At 65.6% G+C, this 22,548-nt stretch carries 25 protein-coding genes; 18 read left to right on the forward strand and 7 right to left on the reverse strand.

Going from position 1 to position 22,548, the window contains the following annotated elements:
- The 4 genes from I6F21_RS16865 to I6F21_RS16880 all read left to right on the forward strand — a co-directional run.
- Window positions 1-269 (forward strand): hypothetical protein (locus tag I6F21_RS16865; protein WP_225183346.1); only part of this gene is annotated, 269 nt, incomplete at its 5' end.
- On the forward strand, window positions 260-883 hold the full coding sequence (locus tag I6F21_RS16870; RefSeq protein WP_225183347.1) for a hypothetical protein: 624 nt from the start codon (window positions 260-262) through the stop codon (window positions 881-883). The genes I6F21_RS16865 and I6F21_RS16870, both read left to right, overlap by 10 nt.
- 259 nt (window positions 884-1,142) lie before the next feature.
- On the forward strand, window positions 1,143-1,373 hold the full coding sequence (locus I6F21_RS16875; protein WP_225140099.1) for a hypothetical protein: 231 nt from the start codon (window positions 1,143-1,145) through the stop codon (window positions 1,371-1,373).
- Window positions 1,374-1,375: 2 nt separating this feature from the next.
- Entirely contained in the window at window positions 1,376-1,630 is a 255-nt protein-coding gene (locus I6F21_RS16880; RefSeq protein ID WP_225140098.1) for a hypothetical protein, read from the forward strand.
- Here I6F21_RS16880 and I6F21_RS16885 read toward each other — a convergent pair.
- Window positions 1,572-2,729 (reverse strand): MFS transporter, encoded by a 1,158-nt coding sequence (locus tag I6F21_RS16885; protein ID WP_225140097.1) that lies wholly within the window; start codon window positions 2,727-2,729, stop codon window positions 1,572-1,574. The two genes, I6F21_RS16880 and I6F21_RS16885, sit on opposite strands and share 59 nt — an antisense overlap.
- A gap of 164 nt (window positions 2,730-2,893) precedes the next feature.
- On the opposite strand from I6F21_RS16885, the gene I6F21_RS16890 reads away from it, so the two are divergent.
- Entirely contained in the window at window positions 2,894-4,153 is a 1,260-nt protein-coding gene (locus I6F21_RS16890; RefSeq protein WP_036014983.1) for an adenylate/guanylate cyclase domain-containing protein, read from the forward strand.
- 114 nt (window positions 4,154-4,267) lie between these two features.
- Here the strand turns inward: I6F21_RS16890 and I6F21_RS16895 are convergent, their stop codons facing one another.
- Complete coding sequence (locus tag I6F21_RS16895) at window positions 4,268-5,512, reverse strand: MFS transporter (protein WP_225140096.1); 1,245 nt, start codon at window positions 5,510-5,512, stop codon at window positions 4,268-4,270.
- A gap of 169 nt (window positions 5,513-5,681) precedes the next feature.
- Between I6F21_RS16895 and I6F21_RS16900 the strand changes: the two genes are divergently transcribed.
- The gene (locus tag I6F21_RS16900; RefSeq protein WP_036014980.1) at window positions 5,682-7,034 is read left to right on the forward strand and encodes an Nramp family divalent metal transporter; all 1,353 of its coding nucleotides are present in this window, start codon (window positions 5,682-5,684) and stop codon (window positions 7,032-7,034) included.
- 57 nt (window positions 7,035-7,091) lie between these two features.
- Here the strand turns inward: I6F21_RS16900 and I6F21_RS16905 are convergent, their stop codons facing one another.
- The 3 genes from I6F21_RS16905 to hemB form a co-directional block, all read right to left on the reverse strand.
- Window positions 7,092-7,868, reverse strand: a complete 777-nt coding sequence (locus I6F21_RS16905) for an arginyltransferase (protein WP_036014979.1) — start codon at window positions 7,866-7,868, stop codon at window positions 7,092-7,094.
- A 68-nt stretch (window positions 7,869-7,936) separates the two neighbouring features.
- Window positions 7,937-8,479 (reverse strand): RDD family protein, encoded by a 543-nt coding sequence (locus tag I6F21_RS16910; RefSeq protein WP_225140095.1) that lies wholly within the window; start codon window positions 8,477-8,479, stop codon window positions 7,937-7,939.
- A gap of 229 nt (window positions 8,480-8,708) precedes the next feature.
- On the reverse strand, window positions 8,709-9,770 hold the full coding sequence (hemB, locus tag I6F21_RS16915; RefSeq protein ID WP_036025484.1) for a porphobilinogen synthase: 1,062 nt from the start codon (window positions 9,768-9,770) through the stop codon (window positions 8,709-8,711).
- A 138-nt stretch (window positions 9,771-9,908) separates the two neighbouring features.
- Between hemB and I6F21_RS16920 the strand changes: the two genes are divergently transcribed.
- From I6F21_RS16920 to I6F21_RS16975, 12 genes are all read left to right on the forward strand, one after another.
- Window positions 9,909-10,412, forward strand: coding sequence for a DUF6163 family protein (locus I6F21_RS16920; RefSeq protein WP_225140094.1), 504 nt, complete (start codon window positions 9,909-9,911; stop codon window positions 10,410-10,412).
- Window positions 10,413-10,923: 511 nt separating this feature from the next.
- Entirely contained in the window at window positions 10,924-11,442 is a 519-nt protein-coding gene (locus I6F21_RS16925; protein ID WP_025036696.1) for a MarR family winged helix-turn-helix transcriptional regulator, read from the forward strand.
- Window positions 11,443-11,645: 203 nt separating this feature from the next.
- Window positions 11,646-11,882: a hypothetical protein gene (locus I6F21_RS16930; RefSeq protein ID WP_036010478.1), complete on the forward strand. Its 237-nt coding sequence runs from the start codon at window positions 11,646-11,648 to the stop codon at window positions 11,880-11,882.
- 37 nt (window positions 11,883-11,919) lie between these two features.
- Window positions 11,920-12,141 (forward strand): hypothetical protein, encoded by a 222-nt coding sequence (locus tag I6F21_RS16935; RefSeq protein ID WP_025036694.1) that lies wholly within the window; start codon window positions 11,920-11,922, stop codon window positions 12,139-12,141.
- Between the two features lie 263 nt (window positions 12,142-12,404).
- Complete coding sequence (glyA, locus tag I6F21_RS16940) at window positions 12,405-13,703, forward strand: serine hydroxymethyltransferase (protein WP_225140093.1); 1,299 nt, start codon at window positions 12,405-12,407, stop codon at window positions 13,701-13,703.
- A gap of 71 nt (window positions 13,704-13,774) precedes the next feature.
- A complete protein-coding gene (gene nrdR / locus I6F21_RS16945; protein ID WP_011087793.1) occupies window positions 13,775-14,257 on the forward strand; it encodes a transcriptional regulator NrdR in 483 nt (160 codons plus the stop codon).
- A complete protein-coding gene (gene ribD / locus I6F21_RS16950) occupies window positions 14,254-15,402 on the forward strand; it encodes a bifunctional diaminohydroxyphosphoribosylaminopyrimidine deaminase/5-amino-6-(5-phosphoribosylamino)uracil reductase RibD (RefSeq protein WP_036010471.1) in 1,149 nt (382 codons plus the stop codon). The genes nrdR and ribD overlap by 4 nt, the downstream gene beginning before the upstream one ends.
- Window positions 15,402-16,031 (forward strand): riboflavin synthase, encoded by a 630-nt coding sequence (locus I6F21_RS16955; protein WP_057029743.1) that lies wholly within the window; start codon window positions 15,402-15,404, stop codon window positions 16,029-16,031. The genes ribD and I6F21_RS16955 overlap by 1 nt, the downstream gene beginning before the upstream one ends.
- A gap of 62 nt (window positions 16,032-16,093) precedes the next feature.
- Entirely contained in the window at window positions 16,094-16,585 is a 492-nt protein-coding gene (gene ribH / locus I6F21_RS16960) for a 6,7-dimethyl-8-ribityllumazine synthase (protein WP_036010456.1), read from the forward strand.
- Between the two features lie 4 nt (window positions 16,586-16,589).
- Entirely contained in the window at window positions 16,590-17,087 is a 498-nt protein-coding gene (gene nusB / locus I6F21_RS16965) for a transcription antitermination factor NusB (protein WP_036010453.1), read from the forward strand.
- Between the two features lie 175 nt (window positions 17,088-17,262).
- Entirely contained in the window at window positions 17,263-18,261 is a 999-nt protein-coding gene (gene thiL / locus I6F21_RS16970; RefSeq protein WP_225140092.1) for a thiamine-phosphate kinase, read from the forward strand.
- A gap of 236 nt (window positions 18,262-18,497) precedes the next feature.
- Entirely contained in the window at window positions 18,498-20,618 is a 2,121-nt protein-coding gene (locus I6F21_RS16975) for a sodium-translocating pyrophosphatase (RefSeq protein ID WP_109143543.1), read from the forward strand.
- 173 nt (window positions 20,619-20,791) lie between these two features.
- On the opposite strand, the gene I6F21_RS16980 is transcribed toward I6F21_RS16975, so the two are convergent.
- Window positions 20,792-21,793, reverse strand: coding sequence for a tripartite tricarboxylate transporter substrate binding protein (locus I6F21_RS16980; protein WP_036010447.1), 1,002 nt, complete (start codon window positions 21,791-21,793; stop codon window positions 20,792-20,794).
- A gap of 216 nt (window positions 21,794-22,009) precedes the next feature.
- Window positions 22,010-22,495, reverse strand: a complete 486-nt coding sequence (locus I6F21_RS16985; RefSeq protein WP_036010444.1) for an outer membrane protein assembly factor BamE — start codon at window positions 22,493-22,495, stop codon at window positions 22,010-22,012.
- Window positions 22,496-22,548 lie beyond the last annotated feature (53 nt).

Consider the following 22,548-nt stretch of genomic DNA (forward strand, 5'->3'; position numbering starts at 1 on the left):
TGCTCGACCTCGGCATCGAAGACCGACAGATGCACTGCAGCGGCGATGCGGTGAGCCAGTTCGCTCTCCGGCTGCAGCAGATCGCCGATATTGCCGCTCAGGCGGTCGGTCCAGACGACTTGATTGGATCGCTGGGAGCCGTGGGTGCGCGCCTACACAGCGGTCGGGGAGATGCTGCAGGGCATCACCCCCGCCCGCTGCACCGGCGCTTCCGCCCTATACCGGTGCGTATGCCCCCGTTGACTGGGGTGACAATAGGGTGTGGCTGATTGCGGTCGAGCCCACCATCGCGGGAGCCGGCATGGTGCCCGAGCATGGGAATTGGAAGATCAAGGTGGAGGGCATCGAGTTGGGGAGCGAGGTTCATGCCTATGTGGCACGTACCGATCCGAACATGAACATGCGCACGGGTGCGAAGCGTTCGTACTTCATCGACGCCGGATGGGAGGCGGGCCGCGCGGCCGAGGCCGGCTGCACGTATGCCGGTGGGGAATTTGACAAGACCGGCTCGCTTGTTTCTCGCCTGGGCACCCTCAACGGGATCGGTACGGACAGCGTCGCTGGTGTGCAGGTGGCCGGCGGCTACATTCTGTCGGCGCCGAAACGCAAGTCGCCTTATTCGTCGGCGGGCCCCGCACGAACCGGGCCGCTCCCACGGCGAGTTGGTCCCGACTATGCGCTGTTCTGCGACGAGTCAGATGCTCTGCAGGGTGTACGTGCCGGGGGCAATCGAAGCGGCGTGGTGTTTCGGCTCATCGGTACCAGTGCCGCCGCGCCGCAGCTGGCGCGATTGGTTGCGGATCGGCGACCGTTGACGGTGCACGATGCTCCAGCCAGCCCTCCGGACGAGAAGCGAGGTGATGGCGATCTCTATCCGCCGTGATGTGGGCGAAGAGCGCGCCAGCTGGAAGGGCATCCGGTCGGGGCAAGCTTCCGGCCGCCGCCGGCCTCGATGCAGAAGATCGCAGACACGCTCGCAAAGGAGAAGGCGCAGCTCTGGATCAACCACGACAACCGCCCAGCGCGACAGCCAGAGGATGGCGCCGGAGTTTTACCGACTGACCTTTCCCTGAGGCCGCTGCCACAAGGGTGGCAACAGCATCATGCTAGGGCCCGCGAAAGCTCCGTGACAGGAGAAGGTCGTGGGCGAGTGGGGCGGAGTTACGATCGCGCTTGTCTCGAGCAGCTTCGGCGGGACTGCCGCGGCCGTCACCCGCTACCTCGTCGGCGGCGCCGATCCCGTCCTGCTCGCGGCCCTCCGTTGGGGGATCGGTTTTCTCTGCCTGTTGCCTTGCGCGTTTCTGCTCCGCGTGTCGGCGGCGCTGGCGGCTGGCCTCGCGCAAAGCCCACCGGGCGCATGGCGCGGCGAGTGATCATGACCGGTGCGGTGTTCTGCATGGCGTTCTACAACGTGCTGTCGCGACCGCTGATGCAGCGCTCGAGCGCGCTCGGTTTTCTCACCGTCGGCATGGGCGCGGGCGCCGTCGTACTGGTGCTGGCGGGGTTGGCGAAAGGCAGCTTTGCAGCGCTCGAGCACTTCACGGCGGCGCAATGGATTGCCGGCGTGCTGGTCAATCCGGCCGCCGGCCGGCGCGGATCAGGAACAGCGCGGCCAGCGCCGAGAGGCTGAGCGCGGATGAGACGATCAGCACCTTGGCGCCCATGAGGTCGATGAGCAGGCCAAAGGCGAGCGGCGCCACCGCCTGCGCCATCCGTGCCGGCGCGCCGATGATGCCGAGGCGATAGCCGAAATCCTTCGGGCCGAAGATCGACAGCGGCAGGGTGCCGCGGGCGATCGTCAGGATGCCGTTGCCGGAGCCGTGGAACAACGCGAACGCGCTCGCCGCAGCGCCGCCAAAGATTGCGACGGTCACGGCGCCGAGCGGGTGGGTGAGGCTGGCGAGCCGCGTCGACCACAGCGGATGGAAGCGGCTGAGGAAGCCGGCCTCCAGCATGCGGGCACCAACTTGCGCCGGCCCGATCAATGCGCCGGCCGCGATCGCCTCGACTGGCGTTGCCCCCATCGTTTCCAGGATGCGCGGGAAATGCGCGGCCATCGCGCCGGTGACAGTCCAGACCGCCGCGAAGATGAAGGCCAGCAACATCATGGTGCGGTCGAGCGGCACATGCGGCTTCGCGGCCGCGGCTGCCGCCTGCTTGGCGCCCTTGATGACCGGCAGCATGAAGAAATTGAGCGGCAGGCCGATCAGGATATTGGCGGCGGCCCAGGCAAAACAGGTTTCGCGCCAGCCGATATGCGACAGGCCCCAGGCGGTGAGCGGCCAGCCGACGGTGGAGGCGAAGCCCGCCATCAGCGTGATGCCGGTGATCGGCCTGCGCGCCTCGGTGCCGTAGATGCGCCCCAAAGCGGCGAAGGCGGCATCGTAGAGCCCCATTGCCATGCCGATGCCGAGCACCAGCCAGGCGATCGCCATCACCATCACCGACTGCGAGATGCCAAGCAGCACGAGGCCGGCGGCAATGGTCACGTTGGACGCCGACAGCACCTGACGGCCGCCGACGAGATCGATCTGCCGTCCAATGCGCGGGCCCAGCATTGCGGAGATCACCAGCGCGGCCGAAAACGCACCGAAGATCCAGTTGGAGGAGACACCGAGCTCGCGTCCCATTGGGTCGGCGAGCAGCGCCGGCAGATAATAACTGGAGGCCCAGGCGAGGGTCTGCGTGGTGCCGAGCGCCAGGATGATCGGAAGCTGGCGCTGGGTCATGTCCCCGTATTTCTGATCGGCCGTGTCATCGGCGCATTTGCAGCTCGCGGCGAGAGCGCGTCAACCGCGTCTGCGGCATATTCGACCTGCTGCCGGCGGGGAGCCTTTGGGTTGTATGCAGATACCCCGCTTCCGCTCGTCACGAATGCACGCCATAATGGCGCATGCAATTGACCTCGCGCCTTACGCTGATGAACTGGCTGACCGGCCAGGGGCTCACGGGCCTGCCTGAAATTGAACTGCTCCGCGGCTTCTGCGAGCGTTGCTGCGCCGAGGGGCTGGAACTGTCGCGTGGCCTCGTCGTCATCGACACGCTGCATCCGATCTATGAAGGCCGCGGCTTCCGCTGGAGCGATCGTCCCAGCAACGAGAGCGATGCCTTCGAATACGGCTCGACCGCCGACGGCGACGCCGCCAAGAGCTGGCGCCGCTCGGTGTTCTTCCACATGCTCGAGAATGGCCACGACGAGATGGTGATCGATCTCGCCGATGCGCCGTCGATGGATTTCTCGCAGATCGGCGAGCTCGCCGAGAAGGGCCACAAGCACTATCTCGCATTCGTCCACCGCTTCGGCGAGAACGGGGCGCTCGGCCTGATGGATTGCCTCTATTCCTGCTGGACCACCCGCCGCGCGAGCGGGTTCTCCGGACTGGAGCTGGAAGCGCTGCGCGATCTGGTTCCGGTGTTGGGGCTCGCGATCAAGTCGGCGCAGCAGGTCGACATCGCGCGCACGCTCGGCCGGGTCTATCTCGGCCGCGACGCCTCCGAGCAGGTGCTGCGCGGGCGCATCTCGCGCGGCGTCACCGAGCGCATCAATGCCGTGCTTTGGTATTCGGACCTGCGCGGCTCGACCGGCATCAGCGAGAGCATCGGTCCCGACGAGATCATCCCGTTCCTCAACGACTATGCGCAGGCCGTGATCGATCCGATCCACGAAGCCGGCGGCGACGTACTGAAGCTGATCGGCGACGGCGTGCTCGCGATGTTCTGGGGCGAGGACATGGCGGATGCGCGGCGGGCCGCGCTCCGCGCCGAGCACCTGTTCCGCAAGAATGTCGCTGCGCTGAACGAACGGCGGGCGGCGGAGGGCCGTCCGACCACGTCAGCCTATATCGGCCTGCATGTCGGCGAGGTCTTCTACGGCAATATCGGCAGCGAGGACCGGCTTGATTTCACCGTGGTCGGCCCGACCGTCAACGAGGTCAGCCGCATCGCCTCGATGAGCCGCTCGGTGGATCGCGAGCTCTTGGCCTCGTCCGAATTCTACAAGGGCCTAGATGCCGCCGGCCGCCGCTACCTCGTCTCCACCGGCCGCTACGCGCTGCGCGGCATCGGCCGCGCGCAGGATCTCTACACGCTCGATCCGGAAGTCGACGCGAGCGAGCCGGTCAGGGGCAGCTACGAGCGCTATCTGGCGGGTTAGTCTCCGCGGCCTCAACAGGCGCCGTCATTGCGAGCGCAGCGAAGCAATCCAGAGTCCCTCAACGGAGGGACCCTGGATTGCGTCGTCGCTACGCTCCTCGCAATGCACTTGTGGTCAGCACCGCGCCGCCACCTCATCTCCCACCATGTCCGGCTGCCGGTCCAGTCCCACTGCCGGTGACAGCAGGATCACCAGCGCCTGCACGCCGAATATCGCCGCGGCGAGATAGAGGCATGCCTCCGCGCTCCAGAGGCCGCCGACGAGCGCGCCCAGCACTGAACCGAGCGGGCGGGCGCCGTAGCTCATGATGTTGATGGCGGAGACGCGCCCGAGCAGTCTCGGCGGCGTCACGGACTGACGCAGCGTCGTGGTCGAGATCACCCACAGGATCGGGCCGACGCCGAGCAGGAAGAAGCTCAAGCCCGCGAGCCAGGGCGAGGGGACCAGCACCGTCAGCGCCATCACCAAGGCGGCGACGAAGCCCGTGACCGGGCCGAGCCCCACCACGGTGCCAAAGGCGATGCGCTTCATCACGCGCGTGGCGAGGAGCGCGCCGATCACCATGCCGACGCCGTACATCGTCAGCACCGTGCCGACACCGGCGGCGCTCAGACCGAGATGGCGCACGGCGTAGGGCACGAACACCGCGATCTGCAGGAACCAACCGGTGTTGAAGATGAACTGGGTGATGAAGACCGGCCGCAGCAGCGGATGGTGAAACACGAAGGCCGCGCCCTCGCGGATCTCTTGGAGCGGATGCCGCCGGGGCGCCGGCGCACGTGCGGGCTCGTAGATGCCGGAGAGCAGCACGACCGCGATGGCCGAGAGCGCCGCGGCAAAGCCGAACGCCGGGCTCGCGCCCCACCACCCAACCAGCGCACCGCCGAGTGCAGGCCCGCTGGCGAAGGCGATGGTGCGCGCCAGCTCGATGCGCGCATTCGCCGCCGGCAACAAGTTGGAGCTCACCAGCGAGGGCACCAGCGCCGGTGCTGCCACGCTGTAAACGACGGTGCCGCACACGGCGGCGAAGCCGAGCAGGGCCAGCAGCGGCAGGTTGAGGGCTCCCAGCGCGAGCAGCAGCACGACGGCCGCGAGCGCCACCGCCCGCAGCGCCTCGGCGCTCGCCATCAGCCTGCGGCGGGAAATTCGGTCTGCAAGCACGCCGGCGGGGATGGCGAACAGGACGAAGGGCAGGGTGAGCGCGGTCTGCAGCAGGCCGGTCTGGCCTTCGGCCACCCCCAGCGTCAGCACGGCGACGATGGGCGCTGCCGCGAGCGCGATCTGCTCGGCCGACTGCGCTGCGAGATTGGACCAGGCGAGGCGGTTGAAAGTGTCAGGAAGGCGAGGCGGCGTTGACATGGCGCATATCCCGTAGAGGCGAATTTGCGCCAATGTTGGCCCCCGATGACCACCAAACCCACCCGCTTCCCGACAAGAGGCGATTTCCGCGATCGGCGGCGGGAATGCCCGCCGCTAGATGCAGTTGCAAATGAGTTGCAATAAGAATGAACTTGGGTATTCTGCCGATATGGATGCCCGATCACCCCACATAACTCCCGACCTCGCCGGCTGGCGCGCTGATGCGCCCACCACCAAAAGCCTCGCTGAGGTTAATTCCACCGTTGCCATTCCCGCCGCGGGCCGCTGGTGGCGCCGGCTGCTGGCCTTCGTCGGGCCGGGCTACCTCGTCTCGGTCGGCTATATGGACCCCGGCAATTGGGCGACCGATCTCGCCGGCGGGTCGAAGTTCGGCTACACGCTGCTCTCCGTCATCCTGATCTCGAACTTGATGGCGATCCTGCTCCAGTCGCTGGCGGCTCGGCTCGGCATCGTCACCGACCGCGATCTCGCGCAGGCCTGCCGCGCCTCCTATCCCCGGGTGGTGAACTTCCTGCTCTGGCTCGCCTGCGAGGCGGCCATCATCGCCTGCGATCTCGCCGAGGTGATCGGCACGGCGATCGCGCTGAAGCTGCTGTTCGGCATTCCCCTGATTGGCGGCGCATTGATTGCAGCCCTCGACGCCTTCCTGCTGCTGCTGCTGATGAACCGGGGCTTCCGCTTCCTGGAGGCTTTCGTCATCGCGCTGCTGGTGGTGATCGCCGTTTGCTTCGCGGTGCAGATCGCGGCGGCGGCTCCGCCGGTGGCAGAGGTCTTGCGGGGCTTCGTGCCCAAGAGCGAGATCTTCACCAATTCCGACATGCTCTACATCGCGATCGGCATCATCGGCGCCACCGTGATGCCGCACAATCTCTACCTGCACTCCTCGATCGTGCAGACGCGCGCTTATGAACGCAACGACACCGGCCGGCGCGAAGCGATCAAATGGGCGACGACGGACTCGACCATCGCGCTGATGCTGGCGCTGTTCATCAACGCCGCGATCCTCGTCGTCGCTGCTGCGACCTTCCACAAGAGCGGCCATTCCGACGTGGCCGGGATTGAGCAGGCGTTCGAGCTGCTGTCGCCGCTGCTCGGCCTCGGCATCGCCTCGACGCTGTTCGCGGTGGCGCTGCTCGCCTCGGGCCTCAACTCGACGGTCACTGCGACGCTCGCCGGCCAGATCGTGATGGAGGGCTTTCTCGATCTGCGCCTGCCCAGCTGGGCGCGCCGCCTCTTGACCCGCGGCATCGCCATCATTCCCGTGATCATCGTCACCGCGATCTACGGCGAGCGCGGCACTGCGGATTTGCTGGTGTTCAGCCAGGTCGTGCTGTCGATGCAGCTGCCTTTCGCGGTGATTCCGCTGGTCCGCTTCGTCTCCGACCGCCGCAAGATGGGCAAGTTCGCGATCCCGATGTCGGTTGCCGCGGTCGCCTGGATCGTCGCGGGCATCATCGTGATTTTGAATCTGAAGCTGCTGGCAGATACGTTTTTTGGGTGAGTAGCGAATGGCGAGTAGCGAGTGGGGGGTGTCATCCTATTCGCTACTCGCCATTCACTAATCCTGCGGCTCGGACGCCGTGTCGCCCTGCGCGTCAATGCGCAGCCAGCCTGAGGGGGCGAGGCGCTGCTGCGGCAGGAAGCGGGCCTTGTAGTCCATCTTCTTGGAGCCTTCGATCCAGTAGCCGAGATAGACGTAAGGCAGCCCTTGCCGTCGCGCACGGGCGATATGGTCGAGGATCATGAAGGTGCCCATCGAGCGGCTGACCTGGCCAGGCTCGAAGAACGAATAGACCATCGACAGGCCGTCGCTGAGAACGTCGGTGAGCGCCACTGCGATCAGCTCCTCGCCGCGGCCGGTGATGCCGCTGTCGGGGCCGCGCTTGCGGTATTCGATGATGCGGGTCTCGACGTGGCTGTCCTCGACCATCATGGCGTAGTCGAGCACGGTCATGTCGGCCATCCCGCCGTGGCGGTGGCGGGCGTCGAGATAGGCGCGGAACACCGAATATTGCTCGGAGGTCGGCACCGCGCTGCGCTGCTCGCCGATGATGTCGGCGTTGCGGGCCATCACCTTGCGGAAGTTGCGCGAGGGGCGGAACTCGTTGGCGATGACCCGGACCGAGACGCAGGCCCGGCACTGGTCGCAGGCGGGACGGTAGGCGATCGACTGGCTGCGGCGGAAACCGCCATGGGTGAGCAGGTCGTTGAGGTCACCGGCGCGGTCCCCGACCAGATGCGTGAACACCTTGCGCTCATGTCGGCCCGGCAAATACGGGCAGGGTGAGGGCGCCGTGAGGTAAAACTGGGGGGTGTCGCGCGAGTGCTGGGTCAAGGGACGTCGTGGGCCTCCGAAACAGGCATTAGCATCGCGCTCCAAAAGCCCCCGGTCAATCGATTAGCTCACCACGTCCGCGCCGCCTGCGGAGTGGGTATGCGAACCGAATTGTTGATCACGACCGTTCCCAGCACGAAATCGTGCAGCAGGCGACGGCGGCCGTTGAACAGGCCGACCAGCACCACGAACGGCGACAGGAACGAGACCGTCACCCAGAACAGCACGGCATGGGTGGCGCCGAGCACGAAGTAGCCGGGCGCGCCGTACCAGGTGCGCAGCTCCAGGTCCATCAGGCGCATGCCGACCGTGGCGGAGGACGCACCGCCGATGCTGGCGCCGTAATAGACGATAGCCCAGATCACGGAGGCCGGCCAGGCGATCCAGAACAGCGCCCAGCCGATGCCGAGGGTGACCACGCCGAACAAGGCGATGAAGATGTAGCCGAGGATCACCGGCACCGAGATCACGACCATATCGATCAGGAAGGCGAACACCCGCCGCGTCGCGACGCCCCGGAACAGTTCCGGATGCAGGTCAGGGTCGTAGGCATGCGGTCGCATGGCGCCGTCATTGCGCCAGCCGCCTGAATTGCCCGAGTTGTACGACATGGTCCGTTCTCCCAGCGAAGCTCCCCTCGCAGGACATGGGAACAGGCCATGCCCGTGCCAAGGGCGCGCGGGCGGCAGCAAGCCGAAATATTCCGGCGATTCGGGGGCGGTGATCGGGCGGTCCTGTAGGGTGGGCAAAGGCGCGCTTGCGCCGTGCCCACCATTGCCCGCCGACTTACACGATGGATGAATCGGTGGGCCCGCTTCGCTTGGCCCACCCTACGACAGCTTACGTCTGGCCCCGCAGCTTCTCCGCCGCCTTCGGCGCAAAATAGCTCAGCACACCGTCGGCGCCGGCGCGTTTGAAGGCGAGCAGGCTTTCCATCATGGCACGGTCGCCGTCGAGCCAGCCGTTGTTCGCGGCTGCGGCGATCATCGCGTATTCGCCGGAGACCTGATAGGCGAAGGTCGGCATCGCAAACGTGTCCTTCACGCGGCGGACCACGTCGAGATAGGGCATGCCGGGCTTCACCATCACCATGTCGGCGCCCTCGGCGATGTCGAGCTCGACCTCCCGCAGCGCTTCATCGGTGTTGGCGCTATCCATCTGATAGGTGCGCTTGTCGCCGGTGAGCGTCTTGGCCGAGCCGATGGCGTCGCGGAACGGGCCATAGAAGGCGGAGGCGTATTTCGCGGCATAGGCCATGATCTGCACGTCGAGCAGGCCGGCGCGGTCCAGCCCCTCGCGGATCGCGGCGACGCGGCCGTCCATCATGTCGGAGGGCGCGATGATGTCGCAGCCGGCTTCGGCCTGCACCAAGGCCTGACGCACCAGCACGGCGACCGTCTCGTCATTCAGGATCTTGCCGTCGGAGATCAGGCCGTCATGGCCGTGGCTGGTGAAGGGATCGAGCGCGACGTCGCAGAGGATACCGATCTCCGGAAACTCCTTCTTGATCGCGCGCACGGCCTGGCAGACCAGGTTGTTCGGGTTGGTGGCTTCCGAGCCTTCCTCGTCGCGCAGGGACGGATCGGTGTAGGGAAACAGCGCGATGCAGGGGATGGTCAGCTTCATCGCGCGCTCGGCCTCGCGCACGGCCTGGTCGACGCTGAGGCGGTCGACGCCGGGCATCGAGGCGACCTGCTCGCGCTTGTTGGTGCCGTCGATCAGGAACAGCGGCCAGATCAGGTCGTCGGTGGTGAGGACGTTCTCGCGCACCATGCGCCGGGCCCACTCGGCCTTGCGGTTGCGGCGCGGACGGACGGTCAGATCGAGGGCATGCGGCACTGCCGTGCTGTCCCGGCGCGAAACGTCGCGCAATTCGATCGGACGTCCGTATTTGATCGCCATCACTCTTCCTCCGGCTGGAATTATTCTTATACCAGCTCGCATGGTTCCCGTCACCGCGGCTTGACCTGCCGCAAGGCAGATCTGAACCTGACTTGGGCAGCCGATTGATTTTGCGGGCCGAAGCAGCCAGAAGGGGCCATGTCCGAGATCTCCACCCGCGATGCGGCCCCAGGCGGCGCCAATGCCAGGGACGCTGCCCGTGACACTGCCCGAGAGAGCGCGCTCTCAGTGGCGGCGATCTCCTCGGAGCGCTCGGAGTCCGACGACAATGTCTGGACCCGACGGCTGGTGCTGTTCCTGCGGGTGATGGCGCTGCTCTCGATCCTGAAAGGCCTCTATCACTGGGCGCAGGTCACGGGCTTCGTCGGCGGCGAGGACGAGGCGTTCGAGAACCAGTCGATGGCCTGGCAGGCCGCGACGGTCTACTTCGCGGTGATCGAGCTCGTCGCCGCCGTCGGCCTCTGGCTGGCGACGCCCTGGGGCGCGGTGGTGTGGCTGACGACCGTGGTGTCGATGGCCGTGATCGAGCTGATGTTCCCGGGAATCTACGGCGGCAGCCTCGTCGTGGTCGGCGTCGAGGTCTTCATGCTTGCCGCTTATCTTGCGCTCGCCTGGATGGCCGCGCGCGAGCGGCCGCCGTAGCGCGCAGAGATTCACGCTCACGCTCTCGTGCCCCGGACGCAGCACGCCGAAGTTTGCGGCGTGATGCGTTGCAGAGCCGGGGCCCATCTTTCCGATATCTCGCTTTTGGCTTCTGGGATCCCGGGTCTGCGCGCCGCTTGCTGCGCTTGTCCGGGACAGGAGAATGTTGCGTTTGGTTGACCGCTGGTTGCCTAAAATTCGCGGTAAGTTTTCGTTGACCAGCCGGTTCCGCCACAGCTCTTACGCGTGCGTTTCGAAACGGGGCGGGGCTGTTCTGGAATGCGACAACAGCGGCGGACGGAGGGTGAACAGGACCTTGCGAAGGTCAACAGAGGCTTTCAAAAAGTACTTGTGGCACAGGCTTAATGCGCAATTCACTGTCTTAAATTCATGATCTCTTTATTCTCTTATTTAAGCCGATCTTCAAACGCCCCTCTTAAGTTGCACCTATCAGACGGGACACAAGTTTCGTCGAATAAGTGTCGATAAAAACGACAACAGGGGAAGTGTCATGATGAAAGCCGTCGCAACTGCGGCAGATACCGCAGAGCGCGTCTCCGGCCAGCAGGGTTCGGTGCAGTCGCTCTATCTGGAAGCTTTGACTCTGGTGGAGCGGCTGCATCGCCGGCTCCTCGACGTAATCAAGGACGAATTCGATCGCCGCGGCCGTGCGGACATCAACTCGGTCCAGGCGCTCTTGCTCTATAACATCGGCGACAAGGAGCTGACCGCGGGCGAATTGCGCACGCGCGGTTACTATCTCGGCTCCAACGTCTCCTACAATCTGAAGAAGCTCGTCGAGCTCGGCTTCCTCGATCATCAGCGCTCGCGCGTCGATCGCCGCTCGGTGCGCATCCGCCTGACCCCGCAGGGCCAGGAAGTCCGCCGCATCGTCGATGCGCTCTACCAGAAGCACGTCAAGACGGTGGAGCAGGTCGGCGGCATCTCCGGCGACGAGTTTGCGACCCTCAACAAGTCGCTGCACCGCCTGGAGCGGTTCTGGACCGACCAGATCCTCTATCGCCTCTGAGTTCTAAAGGGATCTGGGCGAAGCCGGCCCGCAACAAGACCGGCAGCCCTCCCGAACGTGCCTGACTTCCCCAAGCGCGCTGGTCCGGAGTTGCCCCGGACCGGTGCGTTGATATTTTTTTTGCACCTGCGAAAAAATCCCCCCGGCAGCCAGGAACCAGTTCCGGGCTCGGCGCTTATCTTCTTCGGATCGGAGAAACGGCGATGCTGGTCGAGCGCGGGCTTCGGGTGATGAACGTGGAGCTCGTCAGCGAGGCCTACGCCATCGCCGCGAACTACCTTCGCCGCTCCGGCGCAATCCCGGACACTCTCGTTACCGACGACCGCCTGCTTCACCTGATCGTCAAGCTGCTCCAGCAGGGCGAATTCAACAAGATCAGGCTGGCCAACAGGGCGATCGCCCGGTTCCAGGCGCAGACCGAGGCCAGAGCGGTTGCCTGATCAAAACCCCCAAGATCCCGACCAACCAGAGGATGCCATGGAAGCTGCCATCGACCGCATCATGCAGACCTACGACCTGCTCGCCAATCGCACCGCGGCGGCCAGCGCCGAGGCGCGTGAAAAGGTCACGAACTACCTCAACATCCTGATGGAAGCCGGCGAGACCGACACCCATAGGTTAACGGTCTGCGGCCTGACCTATCTGCGCCAGCTCGACGGCAGCGTCGACCCCGTGAAGGCGGGGTATACCGGGCTGTAAAACGACGCCGGCTGCCCCGGCGGCAGCTGGCAAGAAATAAGGCCCAAAGCGGCCCCACCGCGATATTGATGGGGAGCGGATCTCGCAAGACCGCTCCCGGGCTGAAAACTCCCAATCCCACCATATCTTGCATAAATATCTGGCCCGACCCGCAAATGCTTGGCCGCGGTCGGCCGATGTGGTAGATCGCGCGTGCTTCCGACCGCCACACCAGACCCGCCCGTAGCCCGCCAAAAGGCTGCGGCGGTGGAGATATTCGCAAGATGACCGCACCCAAGTCCGCCTCCGCGCCCGATTCGTTTTTCACCGCCTCGCTCGAGCAGGCCGATCCGGAAATCGCTGCCGCCATCAAGGGTGAGCTCGGTCGGCAGCGCCACGAGGTCGAGCTGATCGCCTCCGAGAACATCGTCAGCCGGGCCGTGCTGGAAGCGCAGGGTTCGGTCATGACCAACAAATACGCGGAAGGTTATCCGGGCGCGCGCTATTACGGCGGTTGTGAGTGGGTCGACGTCGCCGAGAACCTTGCGATCGATCGTGCCAAGAAGCTGTTCGGCGCCAGTTTTGCCAACGTGCAGCCGAACTCCGGCAGCCAGATGAACCAGGCGGTGTTCCTGGCGCTGCTGCAGCCGGGCGACACCTTCATGGGTCTCGATCTCGCCGCCGGCGGCCATCTCACCCATGGCTCGCCCGTGAACATGAGCGGCAAGTGGTTCAAGGCCGCGCACTACACCGTGCGCCGCGAGGACCAGATCATCGACATGGATGCGGTGGCCAAGCAGGCCGAAGAGGTCAAGCCGAAGCTGATCATCGCCGGCGGCTCGGCCTATTCGCGCGCCTGGGACTTCAAGCGTTTCCGCGAGATCGCCGACAGCGTCGGCGCTTACCTGCTGGTCGACATGGCGCATTTCGCTGGGCTCGTCGCCGGCGGCGTGCATGCTTCACCGGTGACGTATGCGCACGTCACCACCACCACGACGCACAAGTCGCTGCGTGGTCCGCGCGGCGGCCTGATGCTGTGGAATGACGAGACGCTGACCAAGAAGCTCAACTCGGCGATCTTCCCGGGTCTGCAGGGCGGTCCTTTGATGCACGTGATTGCGGCGAAGGCGGTCGCCTTCGGCGAGGCGCTGCGTCCGGATTTCAAGGTCTACGCCAAGAACATCGTCGAGAACGCCAAGGCCTTGGCCGAGACGTTGAAGGGCCATGGTCTCGATATCGTCTCCGGCGGCACCGACAATCATCTGATGCTGGTCGATCTCCGGCCGAAGGGCCTGAAGGGCAACGTCTCGGAGAAGGCGCTGGTTCGCGCCGCCATCACCTGCAACAAGAACGGCATTCCGTTCGACCCGGAATCGCCCTTTGTGACCTCGGGCATTCGGCTCGGCACGCCGGCTGCGACCAGCCGCGGCTTCGGCGTGGCCGAATTCCAGCAGGTCGGCGGCATGATCGCCGAGGTCCTCAATGCGATCGCGCAATCCTCCGACGGCAAGGCGCCGCTGGTGGAGGCTGCGATCAAGGAACGGGTCAAGGCGCTCACCGACCGGTTCCCGATCTACCAGTAAAGGCGCCGCATGATCCGGAAAAGTGGGTACCGATTTTCCGAAGAGATCATGCGAAAATAAAGGTCACACGGATGCGCTGCCCGAACTGCAACAGTCTCGATACGCAGGTAAAGGACTCGCGTCCGACCGAGGACTCGTCCGTGATCCGCAGGCGGCGCGTGTGCGTCGCCTGCAATTTCCGCTTCACCACCTTCGAGCGCGTACAGCTGCGCGAGCTCACGGTGATCAAACGCAACGGCCGCCGCGTGCCGTTCGATCGCGACAAGCTGATGCGCTCGGTGCAGATCTCACTTCGCAAGCGGCAGGTCGAGCCGGAGCGCGTCGAGAAGATGGTCTCCACCATCGTGCGCGAGCTCGAGACCGGAGGTGAGGCCGAGATCTCCTCGGAGGTGATCGGCGAGACCGTGATGGAGCATCTGCGCACGCTCGACGACGTCGCCTATGTGCGCTTTGCCTCGGTCTACCGCAATTTCCGCGAGGCCAAGGATTTCGCCGACGTGCTCGGCGAGCTCTCCGGCGAGGAGGAAGCGCGGCTCGCCGCGATCCGCAAATGATCTTCCGCATTCTGGAAGACCAGTTCGCGCAGAAGGCCCGCGAGGCCAAGGATGCTGATCGCCGTTTCATGGAGCTGGCGCTTGCGCTCGGTCGGCGCGGGCAGGGCCGGACCTGGCCCAATCCGGCCGTGGGCGCCGTCATCGTCAAGGACGGCGTCATCGTCGGCCGCGGCTGGACGCAAGCAGGCGGACGTCCGCACGGTGAGCCCGAGGCGTTGCGGCGGGCGGGCGAAGCAGCGCGGGGTGCCACGCTCTACGTCACGCTGGAGCCGTGCTCTCATTTCGGCAAGTCGCCGCCTTGCGCCGATGCTGTGATCGCCGCCGGCATCAAGCGCGTGGTGGCGGCGATCGAGGACCCCAATCCGGAAGTTGCGGGCCAGGGCCATGCGCGCCTGCGCGCCGCCGGCATCAATGTGGACGTCGGTCTGTGCGCGGCGGAGGCCGCGTTCGACCATGCCGGCCATTTCCGCCGCATCCGGGACCAGCGTCCTCATGTGATCCTGAAGCTCGCGGTCTCGCCTGACGGCAAGATCGGTGCGGCCGGCGGCAAGCCCCTTGCGATCACGGGGGAGGCGGCACGCAACCGCGTGCATCTGCTCCGCGCGCAAAGCGATGCCATCCTGGTCGGCATCGGCACGGTGCTGGCGGATGATCCGCAGCTCAACTGCCGCCTGCCGGGCATGGCGGCGCGCTCGCCGGTGCGCGTCGTGCTCGACCGGAGCCTGCGCATTCCCGCATCGAGCCAGCTGGTTCGGTCCGCGCGCGAGACGCCGCTTTGGGTGATCGCGTCCGAGCTTGCGGAAGCGGCCGCCGCGACGCGCCTTGGCGCGGCCGGTGCGCAAATCATGCGCATGCCTCCGGGGAGTGCATCCGGGCTCGATCTTTCGGCCGTGCTGCATGCGCTGGCGGACAAGGGCATCACACGGCTGATGGTCGAGGGCGGCAGCCGCGTTGCGGCATCGTTCGTCGCGGCCGATCTCGTCGACGAGGTCTGGCTGTTCCGCGGAGCGGAAGCGGTCGGCGAAGGCGGCGTCGATGCGCTCGATGCATTGCCCCTGTCGAAAATCACGCAGTCGCCGGCCTACAAGGTTCATGCTAGCGAGACCTGCGGCAAGGATAACCTCACCATCTACGAGCGCGCGTAATGTTCACCGGCATTGTCACCGATATCGGCGAGATCGTCAGCTTCACGCCAACGGCGCCGGGGCAGCTGCACCGGCTGCGGATCGCCTGCCGCTACGATCAGAGCACGATTGCGGACGGCGCCTCGATCGCCTGCAACGGTGTGTGCCTGACCGTGGTTGCCTCGGGCGTTGCGGATGGCAGGGACTCCAAGCAAAGGACCTGGTTCGACGTTGACACCGCGGCCGAGACGCTGGCGCTGACGACGGCCAAGCACTGGAAGGTCGGCACCAGGCTCAACCTCGAGCGCGCGCTGAAGATCGGCGATGAGCTCGGCGGCCATATCGTCGCCGGCCACGCCGATGGCATTGCAACCATCGTCAGCCGGGAGGACTTGCCGGATATGGCGCGGTTCGTGCTCTCGACGACGCGGGAGCTGGCACGGTTCATCGCCACCAAGGGCTCGATCACGCTCGACGGCGTCTCGCTGACGATCAATACGGTTGCAGACGTGACCTTTTCGGTGCTGATCATTCCGCACACGCTCGATGTCACGACGATCGGCAGCTGGAAGGCCGGGGATGAGGTTAATATCGAGGTCGACCTGATGGCCCGCTACGCGGCGCGGCTGACGGAAATGACGGTCTCTTAGAACTTGGCTTACCTGCTTCCGGCGACTACATAGCGCCGACCCCTTTCGAAACGGATTGAACGATGGCAGACGCGCGGCGCGCACCCCTGAAGGACCAGACCGACATTTCCGGCGCGCGCGCGCTGATTGTCGAGGCGCGGTTCTATGACGATCTCCAGGATGCGCTGCTGGACGGCGCGGTGGCCGAGCTGAAGGCGGCCGGCCTGACCCACGACGTCATTACGGTTCCCGGTGCGCTGGAGATCCCCGCGGCAGTCGCCATCGCGGTCGATGCCGCGGCGGCGAACGGCAGGCCCTATGATGCGGTGATCGCGCTCGGCTGCGTGATCCGCGGCGACACCATTCATTTCGAGATCGTCTCGCAGGAATCCTCGCGCGCGCTGATGGACCTCGCCGTGGCGCGGAAGCTGCCGCTCGGCAACGGCATCCTCACCGTCAACACCGAGGCGCAGGCCTGGGCGCGGGCGCGTGCCAGCGAGCTCAACAAGGGCGGCGATGCCGCGCGCGCCGCGCTTGCGATGCTGCGCATTAAACGCCGCCTGGCGCGGGCCTGAAGCCATGGCCGATAACACCAAAAAGCCGACCGGCGTTGTCGAGAAGAAGGCGAACCGGCGCGGTGCGGCACGGCTCGCAGCCGTGCAGGCACTGTACCAGATGGACATCGCCGGTGCGGGCATCAACGACATCTTTGCCGAATTCGAAAGCCATTGGCTCGGCAACGAGGTCGAGGGCGAGACGTATCTGCCGGCGGAAGCCGCCTTTTTCCGCGACGTCGTCTCCGGCGTCGTCCGCGACCAGAAGAAGCTCGATCCTCTGATCGACGAGGCGCTGTCGAAGGGCTGGCCGCTCAAGCGGATCGAGGCGATCCTGCGGGCAGTGCTGCGGGCAGGAGCCTATGAGCTCCAGCATCGCAAGGACGTGCCGGGCCGGGTGGTGGTCTCCGAATATGTCGACGTCGCCAATGCTTTCGTCGACCGCGAGGAGACCGGCATGGTCAACGCCGTGCTCGACCAGATCGGCCGGCAGTTTCGCGGCGACGAGTTCGGGCGGGGGTAGTTTCCCGCGAGGGCGGTGAAGTGATGCGAGACGACTGCCCCATTCTCCGTCGTCATCACCCGCGAAGGCGGGTGATCCAGTACGCCGCGGCCTATCGGGCTAACACGACTGTCTCTCGAATACTGGATCGCCCGGTCAAGCCGGGCGATGACAGCGGTGGATGGGGCTGACGCCGATGGAAACCACACAAAATCCCTCCGGCGAAGACTCCCTCATCGCGCGCTATTTCAAACCGCTGGCGACCGATCCCGGCGCGTTCGGGTTGGTCGACGACGCGGCGGTGCTGTCCTCGTCCGGCGAGGACATCGTCGTCACCACCGACGCGGTGGTGGAGGGCGTGCATTATCTTGCCGGCGATCCGCCTGACAACATCGCGCGCAAGGCGCTGCGGGTGAACCTGTCCGATCTCGCGGCGAAAGGAGCGACGCCGGCAGGCTTCGTGCTGACGCTGGCGCTGCGCAGCAAGGAGGATGCCTGGCTGCGTCCCTTTGCGGACGCGCTGGGCGAGGATGCGAAGACCTTCACTTGTCCTCTGCTCGGTGGCGACACGGTGTCGACGCCGGGCCCGCAGATGATCTCGATCACCGCCTTCGGCCGTGTGCCTCAGGGGCGGATGATCGGCCGCACCGGCGCAAGGCCGGGCGACCGCGTCCTGGTCACGGGCACGATCGGCGATGCCGCGCTCGGCCTCGACGTGCTCAAAGGCGGGGCTGCCGCCAGCGCGCTGACCTCCGATCCCGCGGCACGGGATTTTCTGGTCTCGCGCTATCGGGTGCCGCAGCCACGCAACGTGCTGGCGCCGGCCCTGCGCGATCATGCCACCGCGGCGATGGACGTCTCCGACGGCCTCGCCGGCGATCTGACCAAGCTCTGTGCCGCCTCCGGGGTCGCGGCTTCGGTCGACGTGACGAGCCTGCCACTCTCGGCCGCGGCAGCCGGCCTTCGCGCCCGCAACGTCGCGTCTGTCGAGACGCTGCTTGCCGGGGGCGACGACTACGAGGTGCTCTGCACCGTTCCGCCGGCACAATGCGAGACGCTGATTGCCGCGGGGCAGTCCCTCGGCGTTGCCGTGACTGCAATCGGTACCATCACGGAGGGGCAGAAGCCGCTGCGCTTCCTGGACGGGCAGGGCCAGGATCTGCTTTTGACGCGGCTGTCCTACAGCCACTTCTAGGAATTGCTCCAAACCGGCATCTGAGTTCTCAGCGCTTGGTCCTAAATACCTGCCAAGATCGGCCTTTTCGGGCTGATCCGGCGTTGCACCCTCAATGTGATTTTGGCAAGCTCGCGGCCGACTGGAGCCGTCCCTTAAGGGCAAGGGGGCGGCTTTGTTCAAAATCAAGGCGCTTCACCGCACGACGGACAACAAAAGGCGCCGGGGGTACATCAAGGATCTGAGGCAAACATCACATGACAGCATTATGGTTGATAGTGCTCTGCGGAGCGCTTTCCGTCGCCTACGCGATTTGGGCGACGTCTTCGGTCTTGGGCGCGGATGCGGGGTCGCCGCGCATGCAGGAGATCGCAGGGGCGGTGCGCGAAGGCGCACAAGCCTATCTCCGGCGGCAATACACCACGATCGGTATCGTCGGCATCGTCATCTTCGTGCTGCTTGCCTATTTCCTCGGGCTCTATGTCGCGATCGGTTTCGCCATCGGCGCGATCCTGTCCGGCGCTGCGGGCTTCATCGGCATGAACGTCTCGGTCCGCGCCAATGTGCGCACCGCCCAGGCCGCGACGACGTCGCTGGCCGGCGGCCTGGAGCTCGCCTTCAAGGCGGGCGCCATCACCGGCCTTCTGGTGGCGGGTCTGGCGCTGCTCGGCGTGACGCTCTATTTCGGCTTCCTGGTCCATTCGCTGAAGCTCGCGCCGGATAGCCGCGTCGTCGTCGACGCCCTGGTGGCGCTCGGCTTCGGCGCCTCGCTGATCTCGATCTTCGCCCGTCTCGGCGGCGGCATCTTCACCAAGGGTGCGGACGTCGGCGGCGACCTCGTCGGCAAGGTCGAGGCCGGCATTCCCGAGGATGACCCGCGCAACCCTGCGACCATCGCCGACAACGTCGGCGACAACGTCGGCGACTGCGCCGGCATGGCCGCCGACCTGTTCGAGACCTATGCGGTGACCGCGGTCGCCACCATGGTCCTGGCGGCGATCTTCTTCGCCAAGACGCCGATCCTCGCCAACATGATGACGCTGCCGCTCGCGATCGGCGGCATCTGCATCATCACCTCGATCATCGGCACCTTCTTCGTCAAGCTCGGGCCGAGCCAGTCGATCATGGGCGCGCTCTACAAGGGCCTGATCGCAACGGGCATCCTGTCGCTGATCGGCATCGCCCTGGTGATCTACTACCTGATCGGCTTCGGCAAGCTCGAGGGCGTCAACTACACCGGCCTGGCGCTGTTCGAGTGCGGCGTGGTCGGTCTCGTCGTCACCGCCCTGATCATCTGGATCACCGAATACTACACCGGGACCGACTATCGTCCGGTGAAGTCGATCGCCCAGTCCTCGGTCACCGGCCACGGCACCAACGTGATCCAGGGCCTCGCCATCTCGATGGAAGCGACCGCGTTGCCTGCGATCGTCATCATCGCCGGCATCCTGGTCACCTACAGCCTCGCCGGGCTGTTCGGCATCGCGATCGCGACCGCCACCATGCTGGCGCTGGCCGGCATGATCGTCGCCCTCGACGCCTTCGGCCCCGTCACCGACAATGCCGGCGGTATTGCCGAAATGGCGGGACTGCCGAAGGAGGTGCGCAAGTCGACCGACGCGCTCGACGCGGTCGGCAACACCACCAAGGCGGTCACCAAAGGCTACGCGATCGGCTCCGCTGGTCTCGGCGCCCTGGTACTGTTCGCGGCCTACAACGAGGACCTCAAGTTCTTCGTGGCCCGCTCCGCGCAGCATCCCTACTTCGCCGGCGTCAATCCGGACTTCTCACTGAACAATCCCTACGTCGTGGTGGGCCTGCTGTTCGGCGGTCTGTTGCCGTACCTGTTCGGCGCGATGGGCATGACCGCGGTCGGCCGTGCGGCCGGTGCGATCGTCGAGGAGGTCCGTCGCCAATTCCGCGAGAAGCCGGGCATCATGCAGGGCACCGACAAGCCTGATTACGGCAAGGCGGTCGACTTGCTCACGCGCGCGGCAATCAAGGAGATGATCATCCCCTCGCTGCTGCCGGTGCTGTCGCCGATCGTCGTCTACTTCCTGATCTATGCGATCGCGGGCGGCGGCGCGGCCGGCAAGTCGGCGGCATTCTCGGCCGTCGGCGCCATGCTGCTCGGCGTCATCGTGACGGGCCTGTTCGTCGCGATCTCCATGACCTCGGGCGGCGGCGCCTGGGACAACGCCAAAAAGTACATCGAGGACGGTCATTTCGGCGGCAAGGGCTCTGATGCCCACAAGTCCGCGGTGACCGGCGATACCGTCGGCGATCCCTACAAGGACACGGCGGGACCTGCGGTGAACCCGATGATCAAGATCACCAATATCGTGGCCCTGCTGCTGCTGGCGATCCTGGCGCACTGAGCGGCGCTGACGCGACAAGAGAAAACCCCGCGGCGTGAGCCGCGGGGTTTTTGATTGCGATGCGACGCTCTCCCGACGTCATTGCGAGGAGCTCTTGCGACGAAGCAATCCAGCATCGTTCCGCAGAGACAGCCTGGATTGCTTCGCTTCTCTCGCAATGACGTGAGAGAGACCTACTGCACGTCCATCTGCAGGCCTTCCTTCTGGATGATGCCGGCGAACTTCTTCGTCTCGGCGTCCACGAAGGCGGCGAACTGCTCGGGCGTGCCGTAGTCGGCGCGGGCGCCCATGGCGGCGATCTGCTTCTTGACGTCCTCGCGCTCCAGCATCGCCTTGACCTGGAGATTGAGCGCGCCCAGCACCTCGGGCGAAGCGCCCTTCGGCAGGAAGACCGCGAACCAGGAGGACACGTCGAAATTCGCCAGCTCCGGCGCGCTCTCGCGCATGGTCGGCAGGTCTTTGGCGAGGTCGCTGCGCTCGGGCGTGGTGACGCAGAGACCGTTGAGTGTGCCGCTCTGCACCTGAGGCAGGGTCGGATAGAGATTGTCGAACAGGATCTGGATGTCGCCGGCAAGGGCGGCCTGGAGCGCGGGGCCGGCGCCGCGGAACGGGATGTGCGTCATCTTCAGGCCGGTGAGCTGGAGAAACCAGGCGCCGGTGAGGTGGGGGCTCTGGCCGACGCCGGAGGAGGCGTAGCTGAGCTTGTCCGGATTGGCCTTCAGATACGCGATCAGCTCGGGAATCGTTTTGATGCCGGTCTTCGGATGCGCCGAGACGATGTTCGGAATCCGGATCATGTTCGAGACCGGCTGAAGCTGGTCCGGCTTGTAGCTGAGGTTCTTGAAGATGCTGTAGGCGATCGCGTTCGGGCCGGGGTTGCCGACCAGGATGGTGTGACCATCCGGCTTGGCGCGCACGGCCTCGGCGGTGCCGATCGTGCCGCCGCCGCCGGAGCGGTTTTCCACCACAGTCGACTGACCCCAGGCGGTTTGCAGATGCGCGGCCAGGAGGCGGCCCATCACGTCCGTCGAGCCGCCGGCCGCGGCCGGCACGATGAGACGAACGTTTTCAGTGGGCTTCCAGTCGGCAAGGCTCGATCGCGGTAGAATCGCTGCGGCCGAAAGGCCGGCAGCACCGGCGAGCACACGACGGCGGGACAACAAAGGCTTATGCACGAATCCACTCCTGCTTTTTGCTTTGCGGGAACCGTAGGGAACGGCACGTGCGACCGCAAGTCGCGCGCGACGACAAGTGCCGCGCAGAGAGCGGCACGACGACGCAGGCGTAAGCCCATATACCTTGCGATGGAATTAAGCGGCTTCAGGAGCCTCGTTCGACGCGCATTTTCGACGCGAAGCGACAAGCCGCTTCGATCGAATCCTTCGACGGCCTCAGTTGAAGCTGAGCAGCTTGAACAGCGGGGTAAGGTAGCTCATCTCCTGACCCGACGTCGGCGTGGTGCGGCTGATGAAGTCGAAGATCTTGCCGTCCTGGAGACCGTAATTCGCAAGCCGGCGCACGCGCCGGGTCTTGTCGAAATAGACTGCGATGACACGCTGATCGACCACCTTCTGGTTCATGAAGGCGACCGGGCGCTCCGAGCGCTGCGAGATGTAGTAGAACACTTCACCGTCGAGGGTCGCGACCGTCGAAGGCGTGCCCATCACGATCAGCACCTGATCCTGGCTCGCGCCGATCGGAATCTGCTCGAGCGCGCCGGGCGGCAGGATGTAGCCTTTCTGGAACTGCTCGCCGGTGCAAGCTGCAAGGGCCACGCCGATCACGGCGGTGGCCGCGAGCATGCGCAGGCCGCGCCAACAGGCATGAAGGCCGCGCCGCATGTCCGCGCGCAGGCTGATCTGGTTCGTTGTCGTCATAGCGGAACTGATTCCGTCCCCTTGCGTCGCGCGAGGCGCTGAAGTACCGGGCT

The sequence above is a fragment of the Bradyrhizobium sp. NBAIM03 genome (assembly GCF_020194055.1).
GTDB classification, from domain to species: Bacteria; Pseudomonadota; Alphaproteobacteria; order Rhizobiales; family Xanthobacteraceae; genus Bradyrhizobium; species Bradyrhizobium yuanmingense.